25 protein-coding genes are annotated in these 23,670 nt (G+C 73.5%); 12 read left to right on the forward strand and 13 right to left on the reverse strand.

Annotated elements, in window-relative coordinates; translation table 11 throughout:
- Window positions 1-5: 5 nt before the first annotated feature.
- From IO39_RS28120 to IO39_RS28135, 5 genes are all read right to left on the reverse strand, one after another.
- Window positions 6-1,250: a S8/S53 family peptidase gene (locus IO39_RS28120; RefSeq protein ID WP_157548981.1), complete on the reverse strand. Its 1,245-nt coding sequence runs from the start codon at window positions 1,248-1,250 to the stop codon at window positions 6-8.
- A 14-nt stretch (window positions 1,251-1,264) separates the two neighbouring features.
- Window positions 1,265-3,667 carry a hypothetical protein gene (locus tag IO39_RS28125; RefSeq protein ID WP_157548983.1) on the reverse strand — a complete coding sequence of 801 codons (2,403 nt, stop codon included), beginning with the start codon at window positions 3,665-3,667 and terminating at the stop codon, window positions 1,265-1,267.
- Between the two features lie 52 nt (window positions 3,668-3,719).
- Window positions 3,720-3,896 carry a hypothetical protein gene (locus IO39_RS54885; protein WP_157548985.1) on the reverse strand — a complete coding sequence of 59 codons (177 nt, stop codon included), beginning with the start codon at window positions 3,894-3,896 and terminating at the stop codon, window positions 3,720-3,722.
- Between the two features lie 50 nt (window positions 3,897-3,946).
- A complete protein-coding gene (locus tag IO39_RS28130; RefSeq protein WP_063765353.1) occupies window positions 3,947-6,874 on the reverse strand; it encodes an ATP-binding protein in 2,928 nt (975 codons plus the stop codon).
- Window positions 6,875-7,026: 152 nt separating this feature from the next.
- Complete coding sequence (locus IO39_RS28135; protein ID WP_043629251.1) at window positions 7,027-7,641, reverse strand: hypothetical protein; 615 nt, start codon at window positions 7,639-7,641, stop codon at window positions 7,027-7,029.
- Window positions 7,642-7,781: 140 nt separating this feature from the next.
- On the opposite strand from IO39_RS28135, the gene IO39_RS28140 reads away from it, so the two are divergent.
- The 6 genes from IO39_RS28140 (at window position 7,782) to IO39_RS54895 (ending at window position 12,570) form a co-directional block, all read left to right on the forward strand.
- On the forward strand, window positions 7,782-8,387 hold the full coding sequence (locus IO39_RS28140; protein WP_043629016.1) for a TetR/AcrR family transcriptional regulator: 606 nt from the start codon (window positions 7,782-7,784) through the stop codon (window positions 8,385-8,387).
- Window positions 8,384-8,851, forward strand: a complete 468-nt coding sequence (locus IO39_RS28145) for a GNAT family N-acetyltransferase (protein ID WP_084773623.1) — start codon at window positions 8,384-8,386, stop codon at window positions 8,849-8,851. The genes IO39_RS28140 and IO39_RS28145 overlap by 4 nt, the downstream gene beginning before the upstream one ends.
- A gap of 64 nt (window positions 8,852-8,915) precedes the next feature.
- Window positions 8,916-9,071, forward strand: a complete 156-nt coding sequence (locus tag IO39_RS54890; RefSeq protein WP_211267198.1) for a hypothetical protein — start codon at window positions 8,916-8,918, stop codon at window positions 9,069-9,071.
- Window positions 9,072-9,430: 359 nt separating this feature from the next.
- On the forward strand, window positions 9,431-10,876 hold the full coding sequence (locus IO39_RS28150) for a sialidase family protein (RefSeq protein WP_043629019.1): 1,446 nt from the start codon (window positions 9,431-9,433) through the stop codon (window positions 10,874-10,876).
- A 419-nt stretch (window positions 10,877-11,295) separates the two neighbouring features.
- Window positions 11,296-12,147 carry an SDR family NAD(P)-dependent oxidoreductase gene (locus IO39_RS28155; protein ID WP_043629021.1) on the forward strand — a complete coding sequence of 284 codons (852 nt, stop codon included), beginning with the start codon at window positions 11,296-11,298 and terminating at the stop codon, window positions 12,145-12,147.
- 51 nt (window positions 12,148-12,198) lie between these two features.
- The gene (locus IO39_RS54895; protein WP_245642289.1) at window positions 12,199-12,570 is read left to right on the forward strand and encodes a hypothetical protein; all 372 of its coding nucleotides are present in this window, start codon (window positions 12,199-12,201) and stop codon (window positions 12,568-12,570) included.
- Between the two features lie 105 nt (window positions 12,571-12,675).
- On the opposite strand, the gene IO39_RS28165 is transcribed toward IO39_RS54895, so the two are convergent.
- Together IO39_RS28165 and IO39_RS28170 are read right to left on the reverse strand one after the other, a co-directional pair.
- Complete coding sequence (locus IO39_RS28165; protein ID WP_052423468.1) at window positions 12,676-14,319, reverse strand: GMC family oxidoreductase; 1,644 nt, start codon at window positions 14,317-14,319, stop codon at window positions 12,676-12,678.
- 320 nt (window positions 14,320-14,639) lie between these two features.
- A complete protein-coding gene (locus tag IO39_RS28170) occupies window positions 14,640-15,614 on the reverse strand; it encodes a helix-turn-helix domain-containing protein (protein WP_043629025.1) in 975 nt (324 codons plus the stop codon).
- A gap of 742 nt (window positions 15,615-16,356) precedes the next feature.
- On the opposite strand from IO39_RS28170, the gene IO39_RS28175 reads away from it, so the two are divergent.
- From IO39_RS28175 to IO39_RS28190, 4 genes are read left to right on the forward strand one after another with little or no spacing between them, the layout of a single operon-like run.
- Window positions 16,357-17,160: a class I SAM-dependent methyltransferase gene (locus IO39_RS28175; RefSeq protein WP_043629026.1), complete on the forward strand. Its 804-nt coding sequence runs from the start codon at window positions 16,357-16,359 to the stop codon at window positions 17,158-17,160.
- Window positions 17,157-18,308, forward strand: coding sequence for a FecCD family ABC transporter permease (locus tag IO39_RS28180; RefSeq protein WP_211267199.1), 1,152 nt, complete (start codon window positions 17,157-17,159; stop codon window positions 18,306-18,308). Before IO39_RS28175 ends, IO39_RS28180 begins: the two co-directional genes overlap by 4 nt.
- Window positions 18,305-19,078 (forward strand): heme ABC transporter ATP-binding protein, encoded by a 774-nt coding sequence (locus IO39_RS28185; protein WP_157548989.1) that lies wholly within the window; start codon window positions 18,305-18,307, stop codon window positions 19,076-19,078. Before IO39_RS28180 ends, IO39_RS28185 begins: the two co-directional genes overlap by 4 nt.
- Complete coding sequence (locus tag IO39_RS28190; RefSeq protein ID WP_043629030.1) at window positions 19,075-20,064, forward strand: ABC transporter substrate-binding protein; 990 nt, start codon at window positions 19,075-19,077, stop codon at window positions 20,062-20,064. The genes IO39_RS28185 and IO39_RS28190 overlap by 4 nt, the downstream gene beginning before the upstream one ends.
- A 150-nt stretch (window positions 20,065-20,214) precedes the next feature.
- On the opposite strand, the gene rpmF is transcribed toward IO39_RS28190, so the two are convergent.
- From rpmF to rpmG, 5 genes are read right to left on the reverse strand one after another with little or no spacing between them, the layout of a single operon-like run.
- Entirely contained in the window at window positions 20,215-20,382 is a 168-nt protein-coding gene (gene rpmF / locus IO39_RS28195; RefSeq protein ID WP_043629031.1) for a 50S ribosomal protein L32, read from the reverse strand.
- Between the two features lie 2 nt (window positions 20,383-20,384).
- Window positions 20,385-20,684 (reverse strand): 30S ribosomal protein S14, encoded by a 300-nt coding sequence (rpsN, locus tag IO39_RS28200; RefSeq protein WP_043629033.1) that lies wholly within the window; start codon window positions 20,682-20,684, stop codon window positions 20,385-20,387.
- On the reverse strand, window positions 20,684-20,920 hold the full coding sequence (gene rpmB / locus IO39_RS28205; protein ID WP_043629035.1) for a 50S ribosomal protein L28: 237 nt from the start codon (window positions 20,918-20,920) through the stop codon (window positions 20,684-20,686). The genes rpsN and rpmB overlap by 1 nt, the downstream gene beginning before the upstream one ends.
- Window positions 20,920-21,165 carry a type B 50S ribosomal protein L31 gene (locus IO39_RS28210; RefSeq protein ID WP_043629038.1) on the reverse strand — a complete coding sequence of 82 codons (246 nt, stop codon included), beginning with the start codon at window positions 21,163-21,165 and terminating at the stop codon, window positions 20,920-20,922. The genes rpmB and IO39_RS28210 overlap by 1 nt, the downstream gene beginning before the upstream one ends.
- Window positions 21,162-21,326: a 50S ribosomal protein L33 gene (gene rpmG / locus IO39_RS28215; protein WP_043629041.1), complete on the reverse strand. Its 165-nt coding sequence runs from the start codon at window positions 21,324-21,326 to the stop codon at window positions 21,162-21,164. Before rpmG ends, IO39_RS28210 begins: the two co-directional genes overlap by 4 nt.
- Window positions 21,327-21,398: 72 nt before the next feature.
- Here rpmG and IO39_RS28220 point away from each other — a divergent pair, with 72 nt between their 5' ends.
- Together IO39_RS28220 and rpsR are read left to right on the forward strand one after the other, a co-directional pair.
- On the forward strand, window positions 21,399-22,541 hold the full coding sequence (locus tag IO39_RS28220) for a CobW family GTP-binding protein (RefSeq protein ID WP_043629043.1): 1,143 nt from the start codon (window positions 21,399-21,401) through the stop codon (window positions 22,539-22,541).
- Window positions 22,538-22,780 carry a 30S ribosomal protein S18 gene (gene rpsR / locus IO39_RS28225; RefSeq protein WP_043629046.1) on the forward strand — a complete coding sequence of 81 codons (243 nt, stop codon included), beginning with the start codon at window positions 22,538-22,540 and terminating at the stop codon, window positions 22,778-22,780. The genes IO39_RS28220 and rpsR overlap by 4 nt, the downstream gene beginning before the upstream one ends.
- Before the next feature lie 169 nt (window positions 22,781-22,949).
- Here the strand turns inward: rpsR and IO39_RS28230 are convergent, their stop codons facing one another.
- Window positions 22,950-23,546: a DUF1707 SHOCT-like domain-containing protein gene (locus IO39_RS28230; protein WP_043629047.1), complete on the reverse strand. Its 597-nt coding sequence runs from the start codon at window positions 23,544-23,546 to the stop codon at window positions 22,950-22,952.
- Between the last annotated feature and the right edge of the window lie 124 nt (window positions 23,547-23,670).

The following is a 23,670-nucleotide window of genomic DNA, read 5'->3' on the forward strand; positions in this document are numbered from 1 at the left end:
TTCTCCTAGAAGGCGCCGGTGCCGTTGGGGGTGCCCATGCCGCTGGGCCCGTCGTAGCCGCGCGCCGCGGTGCAGATCCTGCCGCCGCCGCAGGCGCCGTTGCTTCCGGCGACGATGTCGTTCAGGTACGGCGCGGCGGCGTAGAGCCGCTTGCCCGCCGGGGTGGCCGAATCGGTGCCGGCCAGGCCGTACACGCCGGCGATGAACGCCGCCGCGATGGGGGTGCCCGCGGCGGTGCCCCAGCCACCCAGGCTGGTGCTGTAGACCTGGACCGGGGTGTCGGAGGAGGCCACCGCCGCGACGTCGGCCACGGTGCGCCGGCTTCCGCACGCTCCGGCCGGCTGCCAGGCCGGGCGCGGCGCGTACATCGAGCAGCCGGAGGCGGTGTCGCGCCAGGCGGACTCGTTCCAGCCGCGCGTGGTGGCGGGGTCCCGGTAGAGCTGGGTGCCGCCGACGGCGATCACCGACGGGTAGGCGGCGGGGAGGATCTGGCGGCCGCCGCTGTTGAAGCCCGCGCCGGAGGGCGCGACGACGGTGGTCGGCGCGTGGTCGAAGCGGGCGGCCAGGGCGTTCTGGCCGTCGTACTCGGCCACGCCCCACATGGGCACGACCGCGGTGGCGCCCTGCGCGGCGGCCTGGTCCACGGCCGCCGCCATGGCGGCCAGGGACGGGTCGTCGGCCTGCACCAGCAGGAGCTTGCAGTTCGGGCAGGCCGCCGCGGCGAGCTGCAGCCCGACGCTGCTGTGCACCGCCCAGGCGGGGCTCGGGGCGGGCGGTGTGTCGCCGCCCCGCTGGTTGATCTTCTTGAAGCAGGGGAAGTCGGCGTCGCACGGGGGCATGCCGTTCGCCTTGCGGTACTCGGCCAGCTCGTCCCCGGCCTCGGGGTTGTCGTACGGGGTGACGACGGCCACGCTCTGGCCGCCGCCCAGCCAGTCCGAGGGCAGCCGGTAGGCCTCCTGGAGGTCCCTGGCGGTCAGCGGGCCGCGGCCGGCGGCGACGCGCGGCAGCGGCTGGTCGCCGCCTCCCGTGCCGGCGCGCAGGAGGCACGTCGCCGGTCCGGTGTCCTTGGCGTCCTTGGGGCAGGCCGGGCTCGGGGCGGGCGGCGCGGCGACGGTGGCGCCGTTAGAGGTGGCCGCGGCGGAAGGGGTGAGCGGGGTCGGCGGGGCGACCGTGGTGAGCAGCGTGGTGAGGAGCGTGGTGAGCAGGATCGCCACCGCGCTCCCGTGCGTCGTCCGTCGATGGGTGCGCATGTCAGGTCTCCCGGTCAGCCGGCGAGCCGGTAGGCACGGATGTTGGTCTGGGTGACGGTGCTGCCGTCACCGGCCCGCGCGTTGACCCGCAGCGACACCCAGCGGGCGGGCTCGGAGTACTCCGGATGCGTGATCGGCGCGGTGAGCGTGCCGTCGCGCCTGGCGGTGGCGGTCTTGGGAGCCGACCAGGTCCTGCCGTCGTCGTACGACACCTCGACCGTGGCCCGCACGCCCGTGGGCCGGGCCTGGTGCTCCTGGCGCGAGACCCGGAACGCCACGTCGAACGGCTGCCCGGCCTTGGCCCGGGAGTCCAGGTCGAGCGACAGGTTCCAGTGCACGAACAGCAGCGGCAGGAAGGAGCACGAACGCGTGGAGTCGGCGCACTGCACGGTACGGGGCAGCGCGGCGGCGGCGTCACGCGGCCCGCTGCGGAAGGTCCACTCGGTACGGCTCGGCGACTGGGAGTTGCCCCGGCCGGCGAAGTCCCACACCAGGCGGTAGCCGGCCGGGCGCGGCGCCAGCGGCAGCGACAACGGCATGGGCAGATAGGGCGTGTAGCCGCCGGCGCCCAGGTCGAAGACGAGCTTGCCGTCCCGGTAGAACGTCGTGCGCGACGCGGCGTACGCCTCCGACGTCGAGTGCAGCGGCACCGAGTCGGCGAACCCGTTCAGGTAGACCGCGCCCAGCGAGCCCTGCCTGCACGCCAGGCACACCTGCAGCCACGGTTTGTCCACCCTGCTGCCCGGGCCTCCGAGTCCGAGCAGGGTCTCCTGCACGTAGGTGGCGGCGGCCGACGGCGTGCGGGGGCCGAGGTTCCACACCTCTGTGATCTCCTGGCCGGGGCGCAGCTTGCGGCGCTGCCCGAGGATGACCTCGTTGGTGTCGGCGGCCATGACGTGCTGCCAGTACGTCTCGTCGGGCCTGCTGCTGTAGACGTAGTCGACGCGCTCGCCGGCGGCCGGCAGGAAGCCGTGGCTCACGTCGGACCACCCCCACGGCAGGAACACGAAGGACGCCCGGGTCACCGGCCCTGGCGAGGCGGCGTCGGAGGCCGTGTTGTAGAGCGTGGAGCGCACCGCGGCCAGCTCCGACTTCCTGACGACCGGCGTCAGCCTGCCCGGCACGGCGGGGCCGTAGGCGAACACCAGCTTGTACGTCGCGCCCATCTCGGGCCCCGAGTCGGCGTTCTCGGCCAGCAGCGTGAAGCCCGTGAACGTGAAGTCGCCCTTCCTGACCGGCCTGGTCGGGGTGACGTAGAGGTCGGGGCTGCCGGTGACCGGGTCGGAGTAGGTCCTCCAGGTGAAGCCCGCGATCAATCCCGAGGGGCTGACGCCCGTCTCGTCGCCCGCGGCGCTGGTGCGTACGAACGACAGGGATTCGGAGCGGATCAGCGGCGCCCGCGGCGGCGAGGCCAGCGTCGGCCGGTAGCGGACCGCCTTCCTGGCGTCCAGCACCACGCTGGTGTCGGCGCCGACCCGCACCTCGGGCTCGATCACCAGTGCCGTCTCCGACGTGAGGTCGGTGGCCGGGGCGGTGAGCACGCTGGCCATGATGCTGTAGGTGCCTTCCGGCACCATGAACGACTTCTTGCCCTCGCCGGGGTAGGTGAAGGCGAAGGTGGCCAGGGCCCCGTCACTGACGTTCTGGACGGCTCCGATCATCGTGCCGGGCGTGCCGTCCCTGGCGATGGAGTCGACGGTCAGCATGTGGTAGCTCAGCTCCCCGCCGGCCGCCTTGGCCGCGGGCGCGTCGGCGGTCAGCGGCGAGGGCGGCGGCTCGGGAGCGCCCTCGGGGGCGGCCAGCTCGATCCGCTCGATTCCGGGCAGTGTGCCGGCGGCGTCGCCCTTCGCACCGCGCCAGGTCTCGGCCAGCAGCCTGCCGAGCGCCGGGGCCTCTCTCTTGGTCACCGTCGCGGTGGCCGCGCCGCCGGCGGCGGCGGTGACGCTGGTGGCGGGCAGGGCCTCGGCCTGGGCACGACCGGCCCGCACGGTGACCGGGAGGGTGGCGCTGCGCTCGTCGTCCAGCTCGGCCCGCACCAGGTAGCCGACGTTGAACAGGCGCAGGTCGATGGTCTTGCCGAGGTAGGGCACCACTTCGGACGGCACGACGTAGGTGTCGCCGCCGAGGGTGAACTGCGAGAACGTGCCTCCGGCCGGGCCGCCGCCGGGGAGCCTGCTGACCTGCTGGCCGCCGCGCTCGTCGACGTCGACCTGGAAGCGGTCACCGGTCAGCAGGGTCACCGTCGAGGTGCTCGCCTCAGGCGCTCTGGCGGCAGGACCGGTGACGTGGGGGGTGGGGTCCAGCGGCGGGGCTGCCGCGGCGGGTGCGGCGACCACCGCCACCGCCAGCGCCAGTGCCAGGCCGGCCGTGGCCAGGCGGGGAAGGCGTGCGGAGCCTGACCGGTGGTGGGTTGTCATCTCTGTCCCGCTTTCTGACCGCGCCTGTACGGCAGGCGCACGACGTGCCGGTTCACAGCGGCTCGTGTGCGCCGTCGGGCGCCGTCTCACCCAGGAGGCCCTCCTGGGAAACGGCGTCCGGCTCGACGTCGGGCCCAGCATCGGGCCCAGCATCGGGCCCGGCGTCCGGCTTGGCGTCCGGCTCGACGTCCGGTTGATCGTTACGCATGAAGATCAGGATCAGGCGCACCCGCCGATGTCGCGAGTCGGGAAATCACCCAATTAATGGGGAAAAGCAATCTATGTCGGTGTCTCGTCCAGCAGTCCGTCGGCGGCGGCCGTGGTGACCAGGGCGGTGCGCGTGGTGACCGACAGCTTGCGCATGGCCGCGCTGAGGTGGCGCTCCACCGTACGCGGCGACAGCGTCAGGCTCTCGGCGATGCGCTTGTTGGTCCATCCGAGCGCCACCAGGCGGACGATCTCCACCTCACGCGGGGACAGGCGGTCGCCGTACCCCTTGCGCCCGCCGCGCCACGGCCTGGCCACCTCGACCCCCTGCTCGCGCAGCAGGTGAGCGACCCGGTCGGCGTCCCAGCGCGCGCCCAGCGCGGTCAGCTTCCGCTGGCTCTCCTCCAGCACCGTCAGCGCCCGCTCGCGCTCGCCCGCGTCGAGCAGGCGGCGGCCCTGGCGCTCGGCGGCGAGCAGCCCGTCGTAAGGGCGGGGCAGCGCCGCCCACATCGCCGCGGCCCGGCCGAACAGGCCCGCCGCCGCCCCCGGGTCGGCGGCGACCATGGCCTGGCAGGTCACGACCGCCGCGGCGGCGGCCGGAGCGTCACGTCCCGCCATCCCGGCGGCGAAGGCCGCCGCCAGGCCGGCCCGCTCCTCCGTCCGCCCGACGGCCAGCAGCGCGTCCAGGTGGACCGGCAGCAGCTCCGTGGCCCACAGCCACACGTCCTTGCGGGCGATCATCTCCAGCATCGGTCCGGTGATCTCCACCGCGGCCTCCGGCTCGCCGCGCGCGAGCAGGATCCGGGCCAGCGCCGCGTCGGGGAAGATGAACGGGTCCGCGTGCCCGCGCGCCAGGCTGGCGGCGAGGACCTCGCGCAGCCGCTGCTCGGCCCGCTGCGGTACGCCGCGCGCCAGGTCCAGGCAGCCGAGGATCATGCGGGCCTCCAGGCGGGTCGCCTCGTCGGCCGTCTCCGAGCCGGCCAGCTCGGCCGCCATGTCGTCCAGGCCGTCCCAGTGCCCGTCGTGCCAGGCCAGGTGTGCCCGCGCCAGCCTCAGCACGTCCTCGATCCGGCGGTAACCGGCCCGTTCCACCAGCGCCGCGGCGGAGTCCAGGTAGGCGCGGGCGTCGTCGTGCCGGCCCCATAACGTACAGAACTGAGCGACCATCAGCCGCCCCCGGGCGATCTCCTGGCGCTCCAGGCGGCTGTCCCCGTCGGCGGGAAGGGCGCGTGCCACGCGCCAGCCGTCCTCCTCGCCGAGGCAGAGCAGCGCCGCGGCCTGGTTGGACAGGAACGCGGCCCGCTCGGCCGGCAGGCCGACCAGCGGGAAGAGCCGCTCCGCCCGGCCGGCCCACTCCAGGTGGCGGGCCCGCGGCCAGGCGCGGATCATCGGGTTGGCCAGCAGGAGCATGGCCTGGACGGCGAGCTCGGGCCGGTCCTCCAGATCCGGCATGGCGGCCTCCAGACCGGCCATCGCGGCCTCGAACTCGCCGAGGTGGAAGCGGAGCCGCCCCAGCCTCAGCCCGAGCTCTCCCCTGGCCTCGGCCGGCAGCCCGGGATGCGCGAGCGTCTCCTCCAGCGCGGCGCGCACCCGCTCCCCCAGCCCCAGCAGCGGCTCGGCGGTGACGGAGACCGCCGCGCCGAGCCGCCTGGCCAGGCGGACCAGGCGCTCCACCGGGTGGTCGGCGGCGGTCAGCAGGTCCAGCATCATGGCGACCGTCGTGTGGCCGTCGCCCGCCTCCATGGCGAGCTCGGCCGCCGCCTCGGCGTAGCGGCACCACTCCTCGACGTCACCGGACTCGCGGAAGTGGCGGCACAGCCGTACGACGGGAGGATGCTCGCCCTCGCTCAGGGCCAGGGCCGCGCGGTGGTGCAGCCGGCGGCGCGACGGGATCGGGGTCGCCTCGGCGACCGCGCGCGAGGCCAGAACATGGTTGAAGCCGAACGCGCCCCGGCCGGCCTCGCGCAGCAGGCCGGAGGCGAGCGCGACGGCCAGGCCGTCCTGGACGGCGGCCTCGTCGAGGCCCGCGACCGCCGCGAGGAGCGCCTCGCCGGCGGGCGCCTCCAGCACGGCGGCGGCCTCCAGCACGGCCCGGGTGGGCGGGTCGAGCCGGGTCACGCGTTCCAGGACGGAGTCGCGCACCGTGGGCGGCACGCGCAGCTCCTCGGTGATACGGCGACGCCAGCCGCTCTCGGACCGGAAGATGTCGCGCCGGGCGCGCAGCAGGCGTACGGTCTCCTCCAGCGCGAGCGGGATGCCGCCGGTGTGCTCGTGCAGGAAGGCCGCGAAGTGGTCGGACACGTCGGCGGTCGCGAACATCGACTTCACCAGGGCGCCGGTCTGCGGCACGTCCAGCGGCTCCAGCACGATGCGTTCCCAGGACATGCTCCTGGGCGGGCGCGAGGTCAGGCGCAGCAGCGGCGAGCCCTCGCCGACGTCGAGCGGCCGGTAGGTGACCACGATCGAGCGCGCGGCGCCACGCGAGGTGGTGAGGGTGAGCAGCCAGTCGAGCGTGGCCGTGTCCGCCCAGTGCGCGTCCTCGACCACCAGCACGTCCACTCCGAGCGCGTCGATCAGCTCGCCGAGCGCGCGGAAGAGCCGGTGGCGGGTCTCCTGCGGGTCGGGCAGCGCCTCCAGCGCCGGCGGCAGCCACGACGCCCACTCGGGGAACAGCGTGCGCAGCGCACCGGCGAGCGGGCTCAGCGCCAGCTCGCCCAGGCGCTCGTGGAAGGCCCGCAGCCCGTCCACCACCGCGCCGAGCGGGAACGGCTCCCGCAGGGGCGGGCAGGCGGCCATCAGCACGGTACGGCCGCGTAAGCCGGGATCGGCCAGGCACTCGTCCAGCAGGCGGGACTTGCCGATGCCCGCCTCGCCCTCGACGAGCACGAGGGCGTGTTGTGACACCGCGGCGACCATCGCGGCCATGGCGTCGTCGCGGCCGATGAGCGCCGGCGGGAGCGCGTCCGAGGGCGCCCTCCGCCGAATATGAGTTTCGTTCATCCCTTTATGGGTGTATATATCACGTCCGAACCCCAAGGAACCGCCGCGAACGCAGACCTCGCCGGCCACGGCCGCAACGACGTCGCCTGGACGAGCGCGGCAGGCGGAGCTCGAACCGCTCGGCTCTGGCCGACGGCACAGACCTCGATCGGTCAGCCACCACGTCGGTCGTCGACGGTCACGGCCAGGCCGGGCCATCCGGCCGCGAAACGGCGCAGGTCGCCGGTGAGCGGGGGCAGGTGCGCGCCGGGCAGGAAGTGCACGGCCGTCCCCATGGCGCCGTCTCCGGCGACGGGCGCCAGGCCGGTGACGGGGATGCCGTGCTCGTACCGCTGGGTCCAGGACCCGTTCCGGCGGCGGTTGGTGTGGATGAGCCACTCGCTGAGCGCGGCGACGACGGACATGCCGCGGCGCGGATGCCCGTCGGGAAGCGTCTGCGCGCCGGGGTCGTCGAAGAAACGCAGGTCCTTGGAGGCCATGACGGGCTTCTTCACCGGCCGCCCCTGCTCATCGAAACGGGTGTCGGTGCCGCGGCCCTCGTCGGCCACGGACACCGAGCCGTCGGGGTGGAGGGTGACGGTGCAGCGTCCGGCGCCCGCGCTCGCCGCCTCGTCGGCCGGGTAGGCGAGGACTTCGAGGATCAGGTGCCGGACGCCGCCGGGGGCGAACTCGGCCGAGCTCCCCCGGATGCGGGAGAGGTGGCCGAGGTCGACGTCGGCTGCCCAGTCATGGGTGGTGTTACGCCACGAGGCTCGGGAGGTGCTCACCACAGCACCCTAGTCACGGCCCAGAAGGGGCCGCGCGCCTGCCGGCAAGGACGGCTCCTCTCCCGGTGGCCGTTGCGAACGCCTCGTCCTATGACATAACATCCGTTACGTAACAACGGTTATGCATCATGGGGGATGCGGTGCCCAAACAGGTCGACCAGGCCGAGCGTCGCCAGGCGATGTCCGAGGCCGTGTGGCGGGTCGTCGCGGAGCGGGGCATGGACGGGCTGACGCTGCGCGCCGTCGCCGCCGCCGCGGGCTGCACCACCGGCATGGTGACCCACTACTTCCGGGACAAGAAGGCCCTGCTGACCCACGCCCGGTCCCTCATGCACCACCGCATGGCCGACCGCGTCGAAGCACTCGCCGCCCACGGCAGCGCGCAGGACAGGCTGCGCTCGGCCTGCGAGCAGGCCCTGCCTCTCGACGACGAACGCCACCTGGAGACCGTCGTCTGGGCCCACTTCCAGCTTTCCGTCCGGGCCGACCCCGAGCTGCTCCGGCACCACGCGGCGGCGCACGCCTCCTGGATACGCCGCCTCACCGGGCTCGTCCGCGACGCGCTCCCCCACCCCGAGCCCCCCGACCTGCACGAGCGGGCCCACAGCCTGGCCGCCTTCCTGGACGGCCTGGCCATCAACGCCGTGACCGACCCCGGCGCCTACCCATCCGAACTCCAGCGCCGCGTCCTGACGACCCACCTCAGCCTGATCCTCACCACCGCGAAAGGCCCCGCGGCCCCGTGACCACCGCCGATCTCACCATCAGCGCGACCGCCGGCGACGACCCCCGCGTCCGGCGGCTGGTCCGCGACCTCGACGCCGACCTCGCCGCCCGCTACCCCGACGCCCCCTATGACACCGACGACGTCGCCGCCCGGCTCGACCCGGCCGTTCGCTTCCTGCTCGCCGAGCTGGACGGCCGCCCGGTCGGCTGCTGCGCCATCCAGCCCCTTCCCGGGGGCGCCGAGCTGAAGCGCCTGTACGTGACCCCGCAGGCCCGTGGCCGTGGGGTCGCCAGGCGCCTGGTCGCCGAGGCCGAAGCGCTCGCCACCGCCCTCGGCCACGCCGAGATTCGCCTGGAGACCGGCATCCACCAGCCCGAGGCCATCGCTCTCTACACCCGTCTCGGCTACCTGCCCATCCCCGCCTATCCGCCCTACCAGCACGACCCGCTCAGCCGCTGCTACGCCAAGCGCCTGTCACCGTGAAGCCCCATGCGCTCGGCCTGCCGCGCTGCGCGAGTGCGTCGGCGCAGGAGGGCGAGGAAATCGAATGCTGGTCCGGGAGCACACCGACCGGCTGGACGTGCTGATCAACAATGCCGGCACGCCGGGCGGCGGTGTCAACCCGGCGGACGCGACGGCCAAGGACCTCCACGCCGTCTACGACACCAATGTGTACGGGGCCGGTCCGAGCCCAGAACGGTGAGACAGCCGAGCAAGGCTGGTTCGTCACAGGCTCCCGGCCGCCTCGTGCGCCCCGAACCGAGGGGCCGGCCACGGTCGAGTCTCCCTGCCTCGCCGGTCAGGCCCTGCCGCACGTCCGGCCACCGACTGACTACGCGACAGCTTCTTCGTTGCGGGGCCGGTCAACTCGCCCGTCGTGAATAATCACAGGTCAGGGCAGTTTTCCGTGATCTACTTCATTCTCACGGGAAAACTGATCATGCTCCTGTAATGTTCATTTTGTCGTACGCCGGCTCTGGGACACCCCCCCTCAGCCTGCCGGCGACGGCTCTGCGCATCCAACGAACATGAGGAAGGCTTGTGCTTCGAAGCTTCCAGGTCGTGTTACCGGCAGCGGCCATCCTGCTCGCCTGCACCGCCGCTTACCCCGCTGCGGCGGACAGCACCGACATCGACCGGCCCATCATCATAGAAACGGTCTCGGGCACCAGCCCGCTGCCCGCCGGCTGCGGGGTCCCGCCGGCCGACGGCTATACCCTGAACCCGAACACCGAGGTCCTCCCCTCGCTGGCCCGCGACCCGAACCGGCCGCAGCGCCTCGTCACGATCTACCAGCAGGATCGATGGAACCGCTACGGCAGCAACGGCGCGGTCACCGCCGTGTCGGACGACTACGGCCAGACCTGGCGGCGATCTGCGAACCTGCCCGCCTTCTCCCGGTGCAACGGCGGCACGAGCGCCAACGGCGGCGACTACGACGTCACGACGGACCACTGGGTCACGGTCACGCCCTCGGGCGCGGCGGTGGCGGCGTCGCTGTCGATGTCCCGCTCCGGGGACGTGACCGCCATCCTGGTGTCCCGCTCCGGCGACGGCGGCCGTACCTGGGAGGCGCCCGTCACCCTGCAGCGCAACGACGACCCCGACTTCTTCAACGACCGGCCGACGGTGACCGCGGACCCGTACCGTCCCGGCGTGGTCTACGCGGTGTGGGACCGGGTCGACCAGGAGACCGCCAACGGCACGTCGACCTGGAAGCAGCCGGTCTACCTGGCCAGGTCGACCGACGACGGGCGTACCTGGACCACCAGCAAGGTCGTCGACATGCCGGCCAACAGCGGCGTCATCGGCACCCAGCTCGTGGCGCTCCCGGACGGGACGCTGCTGATCGGCATGCACCACGAGACGGACACCGCCGCCTCCACCCAGGTCATCCGCTCCACGGACGGTGGCAAGACCTGGTCGGCGCCGACGCTGAACGTCCCGGCCCCGTTCGCGGTCGGCGTCCGCATCCCGGACCCGGACGACTCCGGCGACCCGATCCGCAACGCCGCCCTGCCCCTGCTCGCCGCCCAGCCGGGCACCAAGAACGTCAACGCCGTCTGGCCCAGCCAGGAGTCCGACGGCACCTTCCACGTCGCCTACTCGCGTTCGGCGGACGGCGGGAAGACCTGGTCCGCCCCGATCCGCCTGGACAAGACACCCACCGGTTCCGCCGCCGTGCCGGCCGTCGCCGCGTCCGAGACGGGCGCCGTGGCGGTCACGTACTACGACTTCCGCAACAACACCTCCGATCCGGCCACCCTGCCCACCGACGTGTGGGCCGTGACCTGTTCGAGGGACTGCACGAAGCCGGGCTCATGGCGTGAGCGGCACCTCGAAGGGCCGTTCGACGCCCGGAAGGTCCCCTCGACCAGCGTGGGGCGCCTGCTCGGCGACTACACCGGCCTCGTCGCGGGCGGCAACGCCTTCACGGCCGTGTACGGCGTCTCCACCGGCGACGCCGCCAACCCGGTCGACCTGCACAGCGTGATCTTCTCCCGCTGATCACGACCGCGCTGACGACGGCGCTGCTCACATAGAGCTGCTCACATAGAGCCGACAGAACGGCGGGGTCCGGTTCCACCGGGCCCCGCCTCCTCGTGTCAGCCGCTCGTACGGCGTCGAACCGGATCACCGTGACCCTGGCTCACGGGCGGGGCCGGTTCTGCCTGCCACCCGGTGTTCACCGCAGGGTGGGCGGTGTCCTGGCGCCGCCGGGATCGGCTTCTTCAGGACGCGGACGCGTGGGAGCGGCGTGCGCTCGCGCCGCGTCCCCGCCGTGTGACATCCGTCCTCTGTGGCGTAAGGCACACCACCGCACTGTCACAAAAGGCGGGCCGCCGCCGCCACATGGTCGTCAGGATGCGCGCCCCATCAGATGGGGAGCACCGCGCAACCGCCATCCGAAAGAACGGAAAGACACCATGAGCAAGGTCTGGTTCGTCACCGGTTCGTCCCGCGGCCTGGGCCGCGAGTTCGTCGCGGCCGCCCTGTCGCGCGGCGACAAGGTGGCCGCCACCGCCCGGAACGCCGCGAGCCTCGACGACCTGGTCGCCGCCCACGGCGCGGCGGTGCTCCCGCTGGGGCTGGACGTGACCGACAGGGCCGCCGTCCTCGAGAGCGTGAAGCGGGCCAGGGAGCACTTCGGCCGGCTGGACGTCATCGTCAACAACGCCGGCTACGCCCAGGTCGGCGCGGTCGAGGAACTGACCGGGCAGGACCTGCGCGACCAGCTGGAGACCAACCTGTTCGGCGCCCTGTGGGTGATCCAGGCGGCCCTGCCCTACCTGCGCGAGCAGGGCTCGGGACACATCATCCAGCTGTCCTCGGCCGCCGGGCTCATGGCGATGCCGCTCAGCGGCGCCTACAGCGCCTCCAAGTGGGCCCTGGAAGCCCTGAACGAATCCCTCGCCCAGGAGGTCGCCGGCTTCGGCATCAAGGTCACCGTCATCGAGCCCGGCGGCTTCGCCACCCGCTCCGGCAAGAACCCCGACCCCCTCGCCAACGGCCACCTGTCCCAGCCGAACCCGATCTACGACGGCCTGCGCAGCCGCATCGCCGCGTTCACCGGCAAGCAGCCCGCCGGCGACCCCACCGCCGCCGCACAGGCCCTCCTCAAGCTCGTCGACTCCGACAACCCGCCCCTGCGGGTCCTGTTCGGCCAGGGCTTCTACCCCATGCTCCAGCAGGTCTACGCCGACCGGCTCAAGACCTGGGCCGACTGGCAGGACCTTTCCGCGCAGGCTCACGGCGACCTCGATCAAGACGATCGCTGACGTGGAGCCGCGTCCGCCCGACCGGCGCAGGCCGACCGGCGGGAGCGCCGCATGAAGCATCGCGTCGTCGTCCTCGGCGCCGGCTATGCCGGGGGCTGCGTGGCCGGGAACCTGGCCCGCCGGCTGTCCCCGAAGGGCACCAGGATCACCGTGGTCGACGCTGTGCCGGACTTCGTCCAGCGCATGCGGCTGCACCAGCGCTCGGCAGCCGCGGCGACGACGGCAGCGTTCCCGGTGCGACCGAGCACGCCTTCGACGTGGCCACCCGGCCCACGGCGCTGCGGCTGCGCGAGCGCCTGGACAGGCTGGAGGGGCAGGGCAAGGGCGGGAACGTGGTGGTCGTCGGCGACGGGGCTGACCGGTATCGAGGCCACCGCGGACCTGCTGGACTGGCTGCACCACCCGCACCCTGCCGGGGGCTGACCTCGGCCGGCCCCCGGCCGCCGTCCACGCTGTCCGCCGTCCGCTGCGCGCCGTCGTGGCGCGCCGGGAGGCCGGGCGGGCGGCTTCGGCGAGCCGCCCGCGGGGTCAGGCGTCGCCCAGGACGAGCCGCCCGCAGCGGTCGCCGATCATCATCGACGGGGCGTTGGTGTTGCCGGAGGTGATGCTGGGCATGATCGCGGCGCTGGCCAGCCGCAGGCCGCTGACGCCGCGTACCCGCAGGTGGGGGTCCACGACGGCGTGCCCGTCCGTGCCCATCCGGCAGGTGCCGACCGCGTGGAAGTCGGCCAGCGAATAGGTGCGCACCGCTCGGATCAGCTCCTCGCGGGTGTTGACGGCAGGGCCGGGGATGGCGCCGTCGTCGATCACCCAGTCGCGCAGCCCCTTCGCGTTGATCAGCTCGATGGCCAGCCGGTAGCCCTCGAGCTGCGTCTCGAGATCCTCTCTGGTCCGCAGGAAGTTCGGCTGGATGATCGGCGGCACGTCCGGATCGGCCGACCGCAGCTTGACGTACCCTCGGCTGGTGGGGTGCAGGTTGATCATGCCGAACGCCTGCGAGTGCGGCGAGAAGGGCGGATACCCTCCCGCGCCGATGTGGTAGACCTGCCCCTGGAACTTCGGCGTCCCCGGCACCCGGCCCCTGCCGGTGAAGACGGTGACGTCCATCGAGGTGAGGTGCGTCGGTGGCTCGGGGGTGCGGAGCCTCTTCAGCGCCACCGAGATCAGGTGGTCGTGCAGGTCGGCGCCCACGCCGGGCAGGTCGGCGACGACCGGGATGCCGAGCCGTCGCAGGTCCCGGGCCGCACCGATGCCGGACCGCTGCAGCAGGAGAGGGGTGTTGACCGTGCCCGTGCTGAGGATCACCTCCCGCTCGGCCCGGACGGTGAACCGGCGGCGGCCGGCGCTGATGACGACACCGTCGACCGCGTTGCGGCGATCGAACGTCAGCCGCGTGACCTCCGCCTCCGTCATGATCGTCAGGCGCGGATCGGTGAGGTACGGGACCAGGAACGAGGTGAACGCGTCCTGGCGGATCTTGTCCACCACGTTGAGCTGTGTGTAGGAGACCCCGAACTGGGTCGCGCCGTTGTAGTCGGGGTTGAACGTGTAGCCGAGGTCGACGGCCGCCGCCACCGTGGCCTGGGAGAGCAGGTTGCGCCGCGTCAGCTCGTCCGACGGCTTGATGGGCCCCGACAGCGCTTCCAGCGACGGCCGCACGCTCGCGTAGTCCCAGCCGGTGGCGCCCTGGGCGGCCCAGCCGTCGTAGTCGCCCGGGTTGCCGAGCACCCACACCATCCCGTTCACCGAGCTGCTGCCGCCCTCGAGCTTGCCGCACACGAACGACTGCGGCTCGTCCAGCAGCTCCCGCTGCGGCACCGACTGGTACGGCCAGACGAGCCCCGAGTTCGGCGCCGCCGCCATGGCCGACTTGGTGAAGTCGCGCACCACCGGCAGGTCGTTCGTGCCGCCGGCCTCGATGAGCAGCACGCTCGCCCGCGAGTCCGCCAGTAAGCGCGCGGCCAGCGTGCACCCGGCCGAGCCGGCTCCCACGATCACGTAGTCGTGGCGGCGCGTCGCCGCGGTGGCCGTGCCCGTGGCGGAGGCGATCGCCACCGACGCCGCCGACACCCCGAACATCGTGAGCAGATTCCGTCTGGTGAGACTCCCGTCCCGCACCCGGCGTACGAGCTCGTCCGGGTCCCGCCAGGTGTTGCGTTCCTCAGCGGACATCAGCGTCCCTTCGCGTTGGAGTGGCATCGCCACGCCGCCGGCCCGGTGGATGGTGACTCACAGCCGCACCGTCACGGCGGAGCGAAATGGCTGCTCACGTGGTCGTCTCGACGCCGACCGCCCGGATCCGGCCCCTCGACCGGCGGGTGCTGGCCGCGCACGAGATTCCCCGCTGACGATCACCCGGGACGTTGGCGCGATGCCGGATGGCAAGGAGAGCTTGTCGCACCGTGGGTTCCGTGTCGTTGACGGTCCGCGCCGTCATCTTGCCCGTCCGTGCCGTCACGTGGACGTCGCCGGTCGGCGCGGGACCCGTGGTCTCAGCGGGACGGCCGGGAGTGGTGCCGGTGTTCGCCGGGGGACATTCCGTAGGCGGCGCGGAAGGTGCGGCTGAAGTGCGCGGGGTTGGGAAACCCCCAGCGAGCGGCGACGACGTGGATGGGACGACGGCGCCAGCGGGGATCGGCGAGGTCGCGGTGGCACTGTTCGAGCCGGCGGCGGCGGATCCAGCCGGCGACGGTCAGGCCGGCGGCGTTGAACAGCCGGTGCAGGTGCCGGGTGGAGATGTGGTGGGCTGCGGCGATCATGCTCGGCGACAGGTCGGCGTCGCCGAGATGCTGGTGGATGAACGCCTTGGCCTGGCTCAGGAGAGTCATGTGGTGGGCCGGGCCCGCGGGCCGGCGGTCGTCGAGCTCGTTGACCAGCAGCGCGGTCAGGAGCTCCAGCGCGGCGGCGCCCAAGCGGGGGCCGTCGGCGGGCCGGAACTGGCCCGGGTCGGCCAGCACCCGGCCGAGCAGCTGGGTGAGCAGCAGGCCGACTCCGCTCCGCCCGGGCAACGGCCTGATCATGAGCTCTGTCAGGTCGTCGGGGGTCAGCGGCAGCAACGCGCGCGGCACCTGGAGGATCGTCACCCCGGCGCCCGCACCGTGGTCCGCGGCGATGTGGGCCTCGAAGGCGTAGGAGCTGTCGTAGGCGAGCAACCCGCCGGGGCGTAAGATCAGGTCCCTGCCGAGCTGGGAGATGCCCATGGTGCCGCGCGGGTTCAGGGCGAGCTGACAGGTCTCCGGGTCATGCCGCCGGATCAGCTTCCGGGTCCGGTGTGAGCGCAGTGACGGGAACGTCAGCACCGACACCTGCAGGACCCGAAGATCCAGCGCCCGGGCCTCCGCCCGGAAGTCGCCGGCGTGGTCGGAGCTGATGGCGGTCGGGATCATGGATCGGGCGACCATCTCGACCCAGGAGTCGTATCTGTCCGCGACGGGCAGCTCGACCGTACGGAACACAGATTCGATCACGGCTCCCCCAGCGGTCTGCGACCAGAATTCTCCGCGATATCCGGGTGCAGAAGTATACTCACCGAAACGACACGCATTAAGGCTTCATCCTCGCCATTCGCGGCGCTTCAGTGAAATGGGACGTGAAATACCTATCAGCCACAGGCGGCGTTGCGGGGAGGGACGCGCCCCCTTCGCGGGGCTGGGCCCGATCAGGCGATGAGCCCATGGTCGTGCCGTTCATGGACGGGCCGATCGGCGGTTCCGATCCGGAAACATCGTCCCGTAGTGAATTGACGTCCGGATGGCCCGCGTGACGCCCGGCACCGCCCTTGTCCGCCTTATTGGACCGGCCACGGAATAACCGGGCCGGACGATTTGCCGCCGCCTTTCCCACAGCCGGCCGGCGGCCCAGGATTTCGGTGGGCTGTTCGCAGCACCGTGGATCGAGAACGGGGATCCCGGCGAGCTCGCCCGGCCTCCCCCGGCTCTCCTCGCGGGAGACGCCCAGCAGCAGACACAGACGGCCCTCGCAACGGCGGCGACACCGCTCACCGACCCGGCGGAGGGGGTTCGCGGCGGAACCGCGTGACGAACTCATGTGACAATGATTATCATTCGCTTGACTTGTCAGAGTTTGGATGGCTTCTGCAGTGAAGGATGACCGCATGCCCGCTTCCACGGCTCCACCGGCGCGCGAGGCGCGGGCCGCCGGCCGCCCCCGAAACCCCGCGTTCCGCCCCGTTCCCGATGGAGTGACCCCATGACTTCCGCCGGCATCGGCACCGTCTTCGACAGCGCCGCCACCCAGTACGCCGAGATCTCACCGCTGCTGTGGGACCCCATCGGCGCGGCCACGGTCGCGGCCGCCGCGATCGGCTCCGGCGCGCGGGTGCTGGACGTGTGCTGCGGCGCGGGCGCCTCGGCCGTCCCCGCCGCGCGGGCCGCCGGGCCGCACGGCCACGTGGACGCCGTCGACCTCGCCGCGGAGCTCCTCGCCCACGGCCGCCGCCGCGCGGCCGCCGAGGGGCTGGGCAACGTGCGCTTCGTCCGGGCCGACGCCACCACCTGGCGGGACGGGCCCTACGACGTGGTGCAGTGCGTCCACGGCGTCTTCTTCCTGCCGGACATGGACGCCTCCGTCACCCGCCTGGCCGGCCTGCTGCGGCCCGGCGGGCGGCTGGTCGTCACCACCTGGGGCCGGGGCGCGATGGAGAGCTTCGGCCGGCTGTTCGCCGAAGCCGTCGCGCACGTCCGGCAAGCCCCGGTGGCTCCGCCCACCGGCAGGCAGGCGGCGACCAGGATCGACACCGAGGAGGACCTGCACGCCTGGCTCGCCGCCCGCGGCCTGACGCGGGTCACCGTGACGCGCTTCCCCCTGCGCCTCCCCCTGGACGCCGCGCTCGCCTGGCAGGTGGTGCTCGGCAGCGGCTTCCGCGGCATGCTCACCGGCCTGCCGGACCCCGCCGCCGGCCAGGTGCGCGCCGCCTTCGGACGCCTCCTGGACGAGCGGGGGATGGCCGAGCTGGACGCCACGTCCCTCATCGGAGCCGGAACGCGCCCGTGATCGACGGCACCACCGGACCACAACCCACCGGACCACAACCCGCCGAATCACAACCCGCCGAATCACAACCCGCCGGAGCCGCGCCGGCCGGCCCGCCCGGACGGAGGACGGCCGCCGCGCCGGGCGGCCGGCCCCGGCGCAGAACGGCCGCCGCGCTGGGCGGGCCGGCCGCGCTGCTCGTCGTGGTGAGCGTGGCGGCCATCTCGCTCGGGCCGGTCCCGGTCCCGCCGGGCGAGGTCGCGGCGATCCTGGCCGGGCGCCTCGGCCTGCCGGTGGGCGAGGTGACGGCGCAGGACGCCCTGGTGGTCGGCCAGATCCGGCTGCCGAGAATCCTGGTGGCGGCGCTGGCCGGGGCCGCGCTGGGCGTGGCCGGCGCGGTGATGCAGGCGCTGTTCGGCAACCCGCTGGCCGAGCCCGGCGTGACCGGCGTGTCGGCGGGCGCGGCCGTCGGCGCGGTGCTGGCCATCACCTCCGGCGCGGCCGGGACCCTCGTGCTCCCGGCCGCCGCGTTCGCCGGCGCGCTGCTCACGGTGGCCGCGGTCTACGCCATCGGGGCGTTCGGCCGGGGGCGGGGACCGGCGACCGTGCTGCTGGCCGGGATCGCGCTCAACGCGCTGCTCGGCGCGGTGGTCTCGGCGCTGGTGGCCAACGCTCCCGACGAGCAGTCGCTGCGCGGGATCGTCTTCTGGCTGCAGGGCGACCTGGACGCGCGTACCTGGGAGCACGTCCGCCTGGCGGCGCTGCCGGTGCTCGCCGGCGTCGCGGCGACGCTGGTGTTCTCCCGCGACCTGAACGTCCTGCTGCTCGGCGATGACGCCGCCCGCACCAGCGGTGTGGACGTGGCGCGCACCCGGCACGTCCTGCTGGTGCTGGCGTCGTTGCTGACCGGGGTGGCGGTGGCGGTCGGCGGCGTGATCGGCTTCGTCGGGCTGGTGGCCCCGCACGTGATCCGGCTGACCGCCGGCCCGGATCACCGGCTGCTGCTTCCGGCGAGCGCGCTGCTGGGGGCGGCGTTCCTGGTACTGGCCGACACGGCGGCGCGGATGTTGCTGGCGCCGGTGACGTTGCAGACCGGTGTGGTCACCGCGTTCGTCGGCGCGCCGGTGTTCCTGCTGCTCGTGCTCTGGTCCCGCCGGAGGGCGTTGTGATCGCGCTCGACGGCCTGCGGGTCGGCCTGGACGGGACGGTGATCCTCGACGGTGTCGACCTGGAGGTGCCCGCCGGCCGCCTGATGGGGCTGGTCGGCCCGAACGGCGCGGGCAAGTCCACGCTGCTGCGCACGATCGCCGGCCTGCACCGCCCCGCGCGGGGCCGGGTGCTGCTGGACGGCCGGCCGGTGCACGAGCGGCGGCCCCGGGAGCTGGCCCGCGCGATCGCCTACCTGCCCCAGGACACCGCGCTGTCGTTCCCCTTCACCGCCTACCAGGTGACGCTCATGGGCCGGCACCCGCACGTGGGCCGGTTCGCGCCGGAAAGCGCGGCCGACCATCGCGAGGCCGAGCGGGCCATGGCCGCCACCGGCACCACGCACCTGGCCGGCCGGAGCGTGGCCACGCTCTCGGGCGGGGAGCGCCAGCTCGTGCTCCTGGCCAAGGCGCTCGCCCAGGACGCCCCCGTGCTGCTGGCCGACGAGCCCGTCTCCGCCCTGGACCTGCGCCACCAGCTCGACGTCCTGCGGCTGCTGCGCGCCTGCGCCGACGCCGGCCGGACGGTGCTGGTCGTACTGCACGACCTCAACCTCGCCGCCCGCTACTGCACCGAGCTGGCCCTGCTGGCCGGCGGCCGCATGGTCGCCGCCGGCGAGCCGGCGCGCGTGCTCACCCCCGAACACCTGGCGAGGGCGTACGGGGTGCGCGCGGTGGTCCGCCCCGACGACGCGACCGGCTCCCTCACCGTCACCGCTCTGGAGAACCTGTGAACCGCATCCTCATCCGCCTCGGCGCCGCCGTGCTCAGTCTCGGCCTTCTCACCGCCTGCGCCCAGGAACCCGCCGCCGCCCCGGCCGCGCAACCGGCCGGAGCCGCCTCCTACCCGCGCACGGTCCAGGTGCCCGGCAAGCCCGCACGGCAGGTGACGATCCCGGCCCGGCCGGAGCGGATCGCCGCACTGTCGGCGGACGCGGCCGAAGCCGCCCTGGAGCTGGCCGGCCCCGAACGGCTCATCGCCGTCCCGGCCTCCGCGGCCAACGCGTCGCTGTCCAGCCACGCCGGGGAGATGGCCACCGTCGCCACCCAGCTCCCGCCGGGCACCGACCCCGACCCCGAACAGATCATCTCCCTCGAACCCGATCTGATCCTCGTCACCACCAGGCACGGCGGCGAGCGGGACGCCCAGGCGACGCTCGCCCAGGCCGGCATCCCGATGATCACCATCGGCAACAACTGGGGCACCCTGGAGGAGGTCAAGCAGAACCTCACCCTGCTCGGCACGGCACTCGGCGCCGAGTCCAGGGCCGGCGAGCTGATCGCCGAGCTCGACCGGCGAGCCGCAGGCGTGGCCGAGAAGCTCGGTGACCCCGCCCGCAGGCCCAGCGTGGCCATCCTGTCCAACCAGGCGGGCCGGCCCTTCATCAACGCCGCCGACGTGCTCACCTCCGACCTCGTCCGGCGCGCCGGCGGGGACCTGGTGGCCGACCGGATCGGCCTGCGCGCCACCGCGCCGGTCAGCGCCGAGCAGCTCATCGCCGCCGGGCCGGACGCCATCCTGCTCATCGACGTCACCGGCAAGGGCCGGGCCTCGTTCGCGAGCGTCATGAGCGACCCGGCCGTGGCCGCGCTGGCCGCCGTCCGCGAGGGCCGGGTCAAGCTGCTGCCGGCGCGGATCTCGTACGGGACCGGCGGCGTGCGCATCGCCGACGGGCTGGAGGAGATCGCCCGCTGGCTGCACCCCGAGGCGATGCGATGAGCCGGGCGACGGAGCCGGGCCGGTGGCGTCCTGAGGCCGGTTCGCGAACCCTGGACAGGTGACGCCGCTTCCCCGGGCCACCGGGCGGCCCGCCGGCCGCCGCGCCCGGCTGTCTCTGGCGCGGCGGGCCGGCCCGGTGACCCGGTGGCCTCAGTCGATGACGATCAGCCCGCGCTGGTAGGCGCGGACGAGACGGCGCGGGACGAGCAGCTCACGCCCGCCGGCCGTGATCGGGACCAGGGCGGGGACGGCCGCCTTCCACTGGCTGCGGCGGTGGCGGGTGTTGCTGCGCGAGGTCTTGCGCTTGGGCACGGCCATGGCTACCAGCTCGCCTTCGTGATGCCGGGCAGCTCGCCGCGGTGCGCCATCTCGCGGAAGCGCACCCGGGAGAGCCCGAACTTGGTCAGGTGGCCGCGGGGCCGGCCGTCCACGGAGTCGCGGTTGCGGATGCGGGTGGCGCTGGCGTCGCGTGGCTGACGCGCCAGCTCGCGGGCCGCATCCGCCCGTTCCTGCGGCGTACCGGTGCGGATGATCTCCTTCAGCTCGGCGCGCCGGCCGGCATGGCGGGCGACGACGGCCTTGCGCCGCTCGTTCGCGGCGATCTTGCTCTTCTTGGCCATCAGACCTTCTCTCCCCTGGCGCGGATGCGGGCGACGGCCGCCTCGACGCCGATCTTGTCCACCGTCTTGATCGCGCGGGCGCTGAGCGTGAGCCGGACGAAGCGGTCCTCGGCGGCCAGCCAGTAGCGGCGCTGCTGGATGTTGGGGTTCCAGCGGCGGCGGGTGCGGCGGTGGGAGTGGGAGACGTGGTTGCCGAAGACCGGCTTGACGCCGGTGAGCTGGCAGTGCGCGGACATCAGGTCCTTCCGTAGCGCTGGTTGAACCGCTCGACGCGGCCCGCGGTGTCCAGGACGCGGCTACGTCCGGTGTAGAACGGGTGGCTCGCCGACGACACGTCGACGTCGACCACCGGGTACGTCCTGCCGTCGGTCCACTCGATCGTCTTGTCGCTGGTGATCGTCGAGCGGGTGAGGAACGCGAAGCCCGCGCCCGGGTCGCGGAAGACGACCGGGCGGTAGCCGGGGTGGATGCCCTTCTTCATCGTTCCTCCCTGAACAGCACGTGCTGCCGGATGGTGGGGTCGTACTTGCGCAGGGTGAGCCGGTCGGGGTCGTTGCGCCGGTTCTTGGTCGTCACGTACGTGTAGCCGGTGCCGGCCGTGGACTTGAGTTTGATCACGGGTCGCACCTCGTTTCTGGCCACAGGGTTCCCTTCTGGTTGCGGAGCTGTGCCATGATAACGAAAACGATTATCATCACAACACCTGGAGGTTCGTTGGCCACCCCCGTCGTCCTCGTCGCGGGCCTGCACCCCACGGCCCGCACCGCCACCGTCGAACGGCTCCTGGCCGGGCACCCCGGCTCGGTCGCCGTCCACCACGACCTCGGCGAGGTCACCCGCGGCCGCGTGCGGCGCACCGTCCGCGACGCCGGGCGCGTGCTCGACTCGGCCGACGTGCTCCTGGCGCACGGCTGCGTCACCTGCACCGTGCGCGAGGACCTCCTGCCCCAGCTCGTCCTGCTCGCGCCCGGCGCGCCGCTGCTGATCGTGGACCTGTGGGACTCGGTCGAGCCGCGCGCGGTCGCCGAGGCCATCGACTGCGACGCGGCGCGCGAGACCCTCCGGCTCACCGCCGTCCTCACGGCCCTGGACGCCGAGGCCCTGCCGGACGACCTCACCCGCGGCGAACGCCTCGCCGAGATCGGCAGGCCCGCCGCCGGCGGCGACCAGCGCTATCTGGCCGAGGTGCTCGCCCGGCAGCTCGAATACGCCACCGGCCTGGTCCTGCACGGCGGCGACGAAGACGATCACGAGCTGTCGCTGCGGGTGCTCACCCACCTCGCCCCGCTCACCCCGGTGCACGCCGTCGCCGCCCTCCCCCGGGTCACCGGCGCCGCGCTGTGCGCCGCGGAGCTGGCCGAACGCGTCGATCCGGGCACCGCCCGGCTCCCCTGCGACGCCCGTACCGACGAGATCGTCACCACCGTCTGGCGCAGCCGCCGTCCCCTCCACCCCGCCCGCCTCTTCGAGGCCGTCGACGAGCTGGTGACGGAGTCCGTACGCTCACGCGGCCGCTTCTGGCTGGCCACCCGGCCCGGGCAGCTCCTCGCGTGGGACGCCGTCGCCGGCGTCGTCTCGGCCGAGGACGCCGGCCCCTGGCTGGCCGCGCTGCCCGAAGCCGCCTGGGACCTGGTCTCCCCCGCCCGCCGCCTCACCGGCGCCCTCGACTGGGCCGACCCGTACGGCGACCGCGTCCAGCACCTGGTTTTCACCGGCCCCGGCCTCGACCCCGGCCGCTTCCACGCCCTGCTCGACTCCTGCCTGCTCACCGGGGAGGAGGAAGCGGCCGGCCCCGGCGCCTGGGCCCGCTACGACGACCCGTTCGCCCCCATCCTCAACCTCAAGGAGACCGCGTGAAGCCCCGCCGCGCCCCGCGCAAGAAGCCCAACCCGCTACTGAACGTCGACCGCATCGACTACAAGGACACCGCGCTGCTGCGCAGGTTCATCTCCGACCGCGGCAAGATCCGCAGCCGCCGCGTCACCGGCGTCACCGTCCGGCAGCAGCGCCAGATCGCCAAGGCCGTCAAGACCGCCCGCGAGATGGCCCTGCTCCCCTACGCCTCGCTCCCCGGCGGCCCGCCACCGCGGGCCTGACCGGCTCCGCGGCGGTCGCCGCCCTGGCCCGCTCGTCCCGGAGCCCGGGTGTCACCCGCCGCCCCGGCTCGCCGGTCCCGGCGTGGGCGCCACCCGCCGCCCTGGCCCGCCGGTCCCGTCGTGGGCGTCACCCGCCGCCCGGGGGCGTCCGAGCCGGCCGGGCGGAGCCTCAGCGGCCCTGAAGGCGTCGCTGCTTGCGGCGCTCCCAGCTGTTGGGGTGCCGGACGACCACCCCGCCGGCGCCGCCGGTGCCGGTGAGGCGGATCAGCGGTGTGCCGGGGAGCCGCTGCGGTGTCGTCTTGTCCTTGAAGCCCCCGAGGCCCCCGTCCATGCGGGACGCCTCCACGGCCCAGCCGTCGGGGATGACGATCGTGATGCCGGCCATCTGGCCGTGTGCCTCGATCCGGACCTCGGGCAGCCGGCAGTCGGTGTCGGTGAAGTCGAGCTTGACGGCGCCCATGCCGCCGTACACGGTGATGTGCCCGGGCACCTCCCAGCGCCCGGAGCGGCTCAGACCGTGCATGCCGCCCTTGAGGACCAGCGGTTCCTGGTTCACCCGGGCGTCCGGCGGCAGGTCGGCGGTGAGGGGCGCCAGATCGGCGTACGTCTTGGCGCTCAGCGCCAGCCCCAGCCGCACATCCAGCTCGGCGAGGTCGATCCGGCCCTCGGCCGCCGCGGTGTTCAGCCGTTCCACCACCGCTTCGCGCTCGTCGTGCGAGACGCGCCACTCAGCACGGCGAACAGGTTCCGGAAGCCCAGCAGTCATAAGGCCAATCATACGGAGATCCGGGGCAAACAGCCCGTCAACTCCGGGACGACGGCGTCCCGGCGCCGGGGCCGGCACGGCACGATGCGCGCCGGGCGGCAGGGCCGTCCGACCCGTCCGGCGG

Source organism: Nonomuraea candida (genome assembly GCF_000725485.1).
In the GTDB taxonomy this organism is placed as follows: Bacteria; Actinomycetota; Actinomycetes; order Streptosporangiales; family Streptosporangiaceae; genus Nonomuraea; species Nonomuraea candida.

Coding starts and splice junctions, on each gene's coding strand:
- IO39_RS28175 (WP_043629026.1), top strand. CDS start 16,357: ATGACTTCCGCCGGCATCGGCACCGTCTTCGACAGCGCCGCCACCCAG.
- rpmF (WP_043629031.1), bottom strand. CDS start 20,382: ATGGCCGTGCCCAAGCGCAAGACCTCGCGCAGCAACACCCGCCACCGC.
- rpsN (WP_043629033.1), bottom strand. CDS start 20,684: ATGGCCAAGAAGAGCAAGATCGCCGCGAACGAGCGGCGCAAGGCCGTC.
- IO39_RS28120 (WP_157548981.1), bottom strand. CDS start 1,250: ATGCGCACCCATCGACGGACGACGCACGGGAGCGCGGTGGCGATCCTG.
- IO39_RS54895 (WP_245642289.1), top strand. CDS start 12,199: ATGAAGCATCGCGTCGTCGTCCTCGGCGCCGGCTATGCCGGGGGCTGC.
- IO39_RS28165 (WP_052423468.1), bottom strand. CDS start 14,319: ATGTCCGCTGAGGAACGCAACACCTGGCGGGACCCGGACGAGCTCGTA.
- IO39_RS28130 (WP_063765353.1), bottom strand. CDS start 6,874: ATGAACGAAACTCATATTCGGCGGAGGGCGCCCTCGGACGCGCTCCCG.
- rpmB (WP_043629035.1), bottom strand. CDS start 20,920: ATGTCCGCGCACTGCCAGCTCACCGGCGTCAAGCCGGTCTTCGGCAAC.
- IO39_RS28155 (WP_043629021.1), top strand. CDS start 11,296: ATGAGCAAGGTCTGGTTCGTCACCGGTTCGTCCCGCGGCCTGGGCCGC.
- IO39_RS28210 (WP_043629038.1), bottom strand. CDS start 21,165: ATGAAGAAGGGCATCCACCCCGGCTACCGCCCGGTCGTCTTCCGCGAC.
- IO39_RS28125 (WP_157548983.1), bottom strand. CDS start 3,667: ATGACAACCCACCACCGGTCAGGCTCCGCACGCCTTCCCCGCCTGGCC.
- IO39_RS28230 (WP_043629047.1), bottom strand. CDS start 23,546: ATGACTGCTGGGCTTCCGGAACCTGTTCGCCGTGCTGAGTGGCGCGTC.
- IO39_RS54890 (WP_211267198.1), top strand. CDS start 8,916: ATGCTGGTCCGGGAGCACACCGACCGGCTGGACGTGCTGATCAACAAT.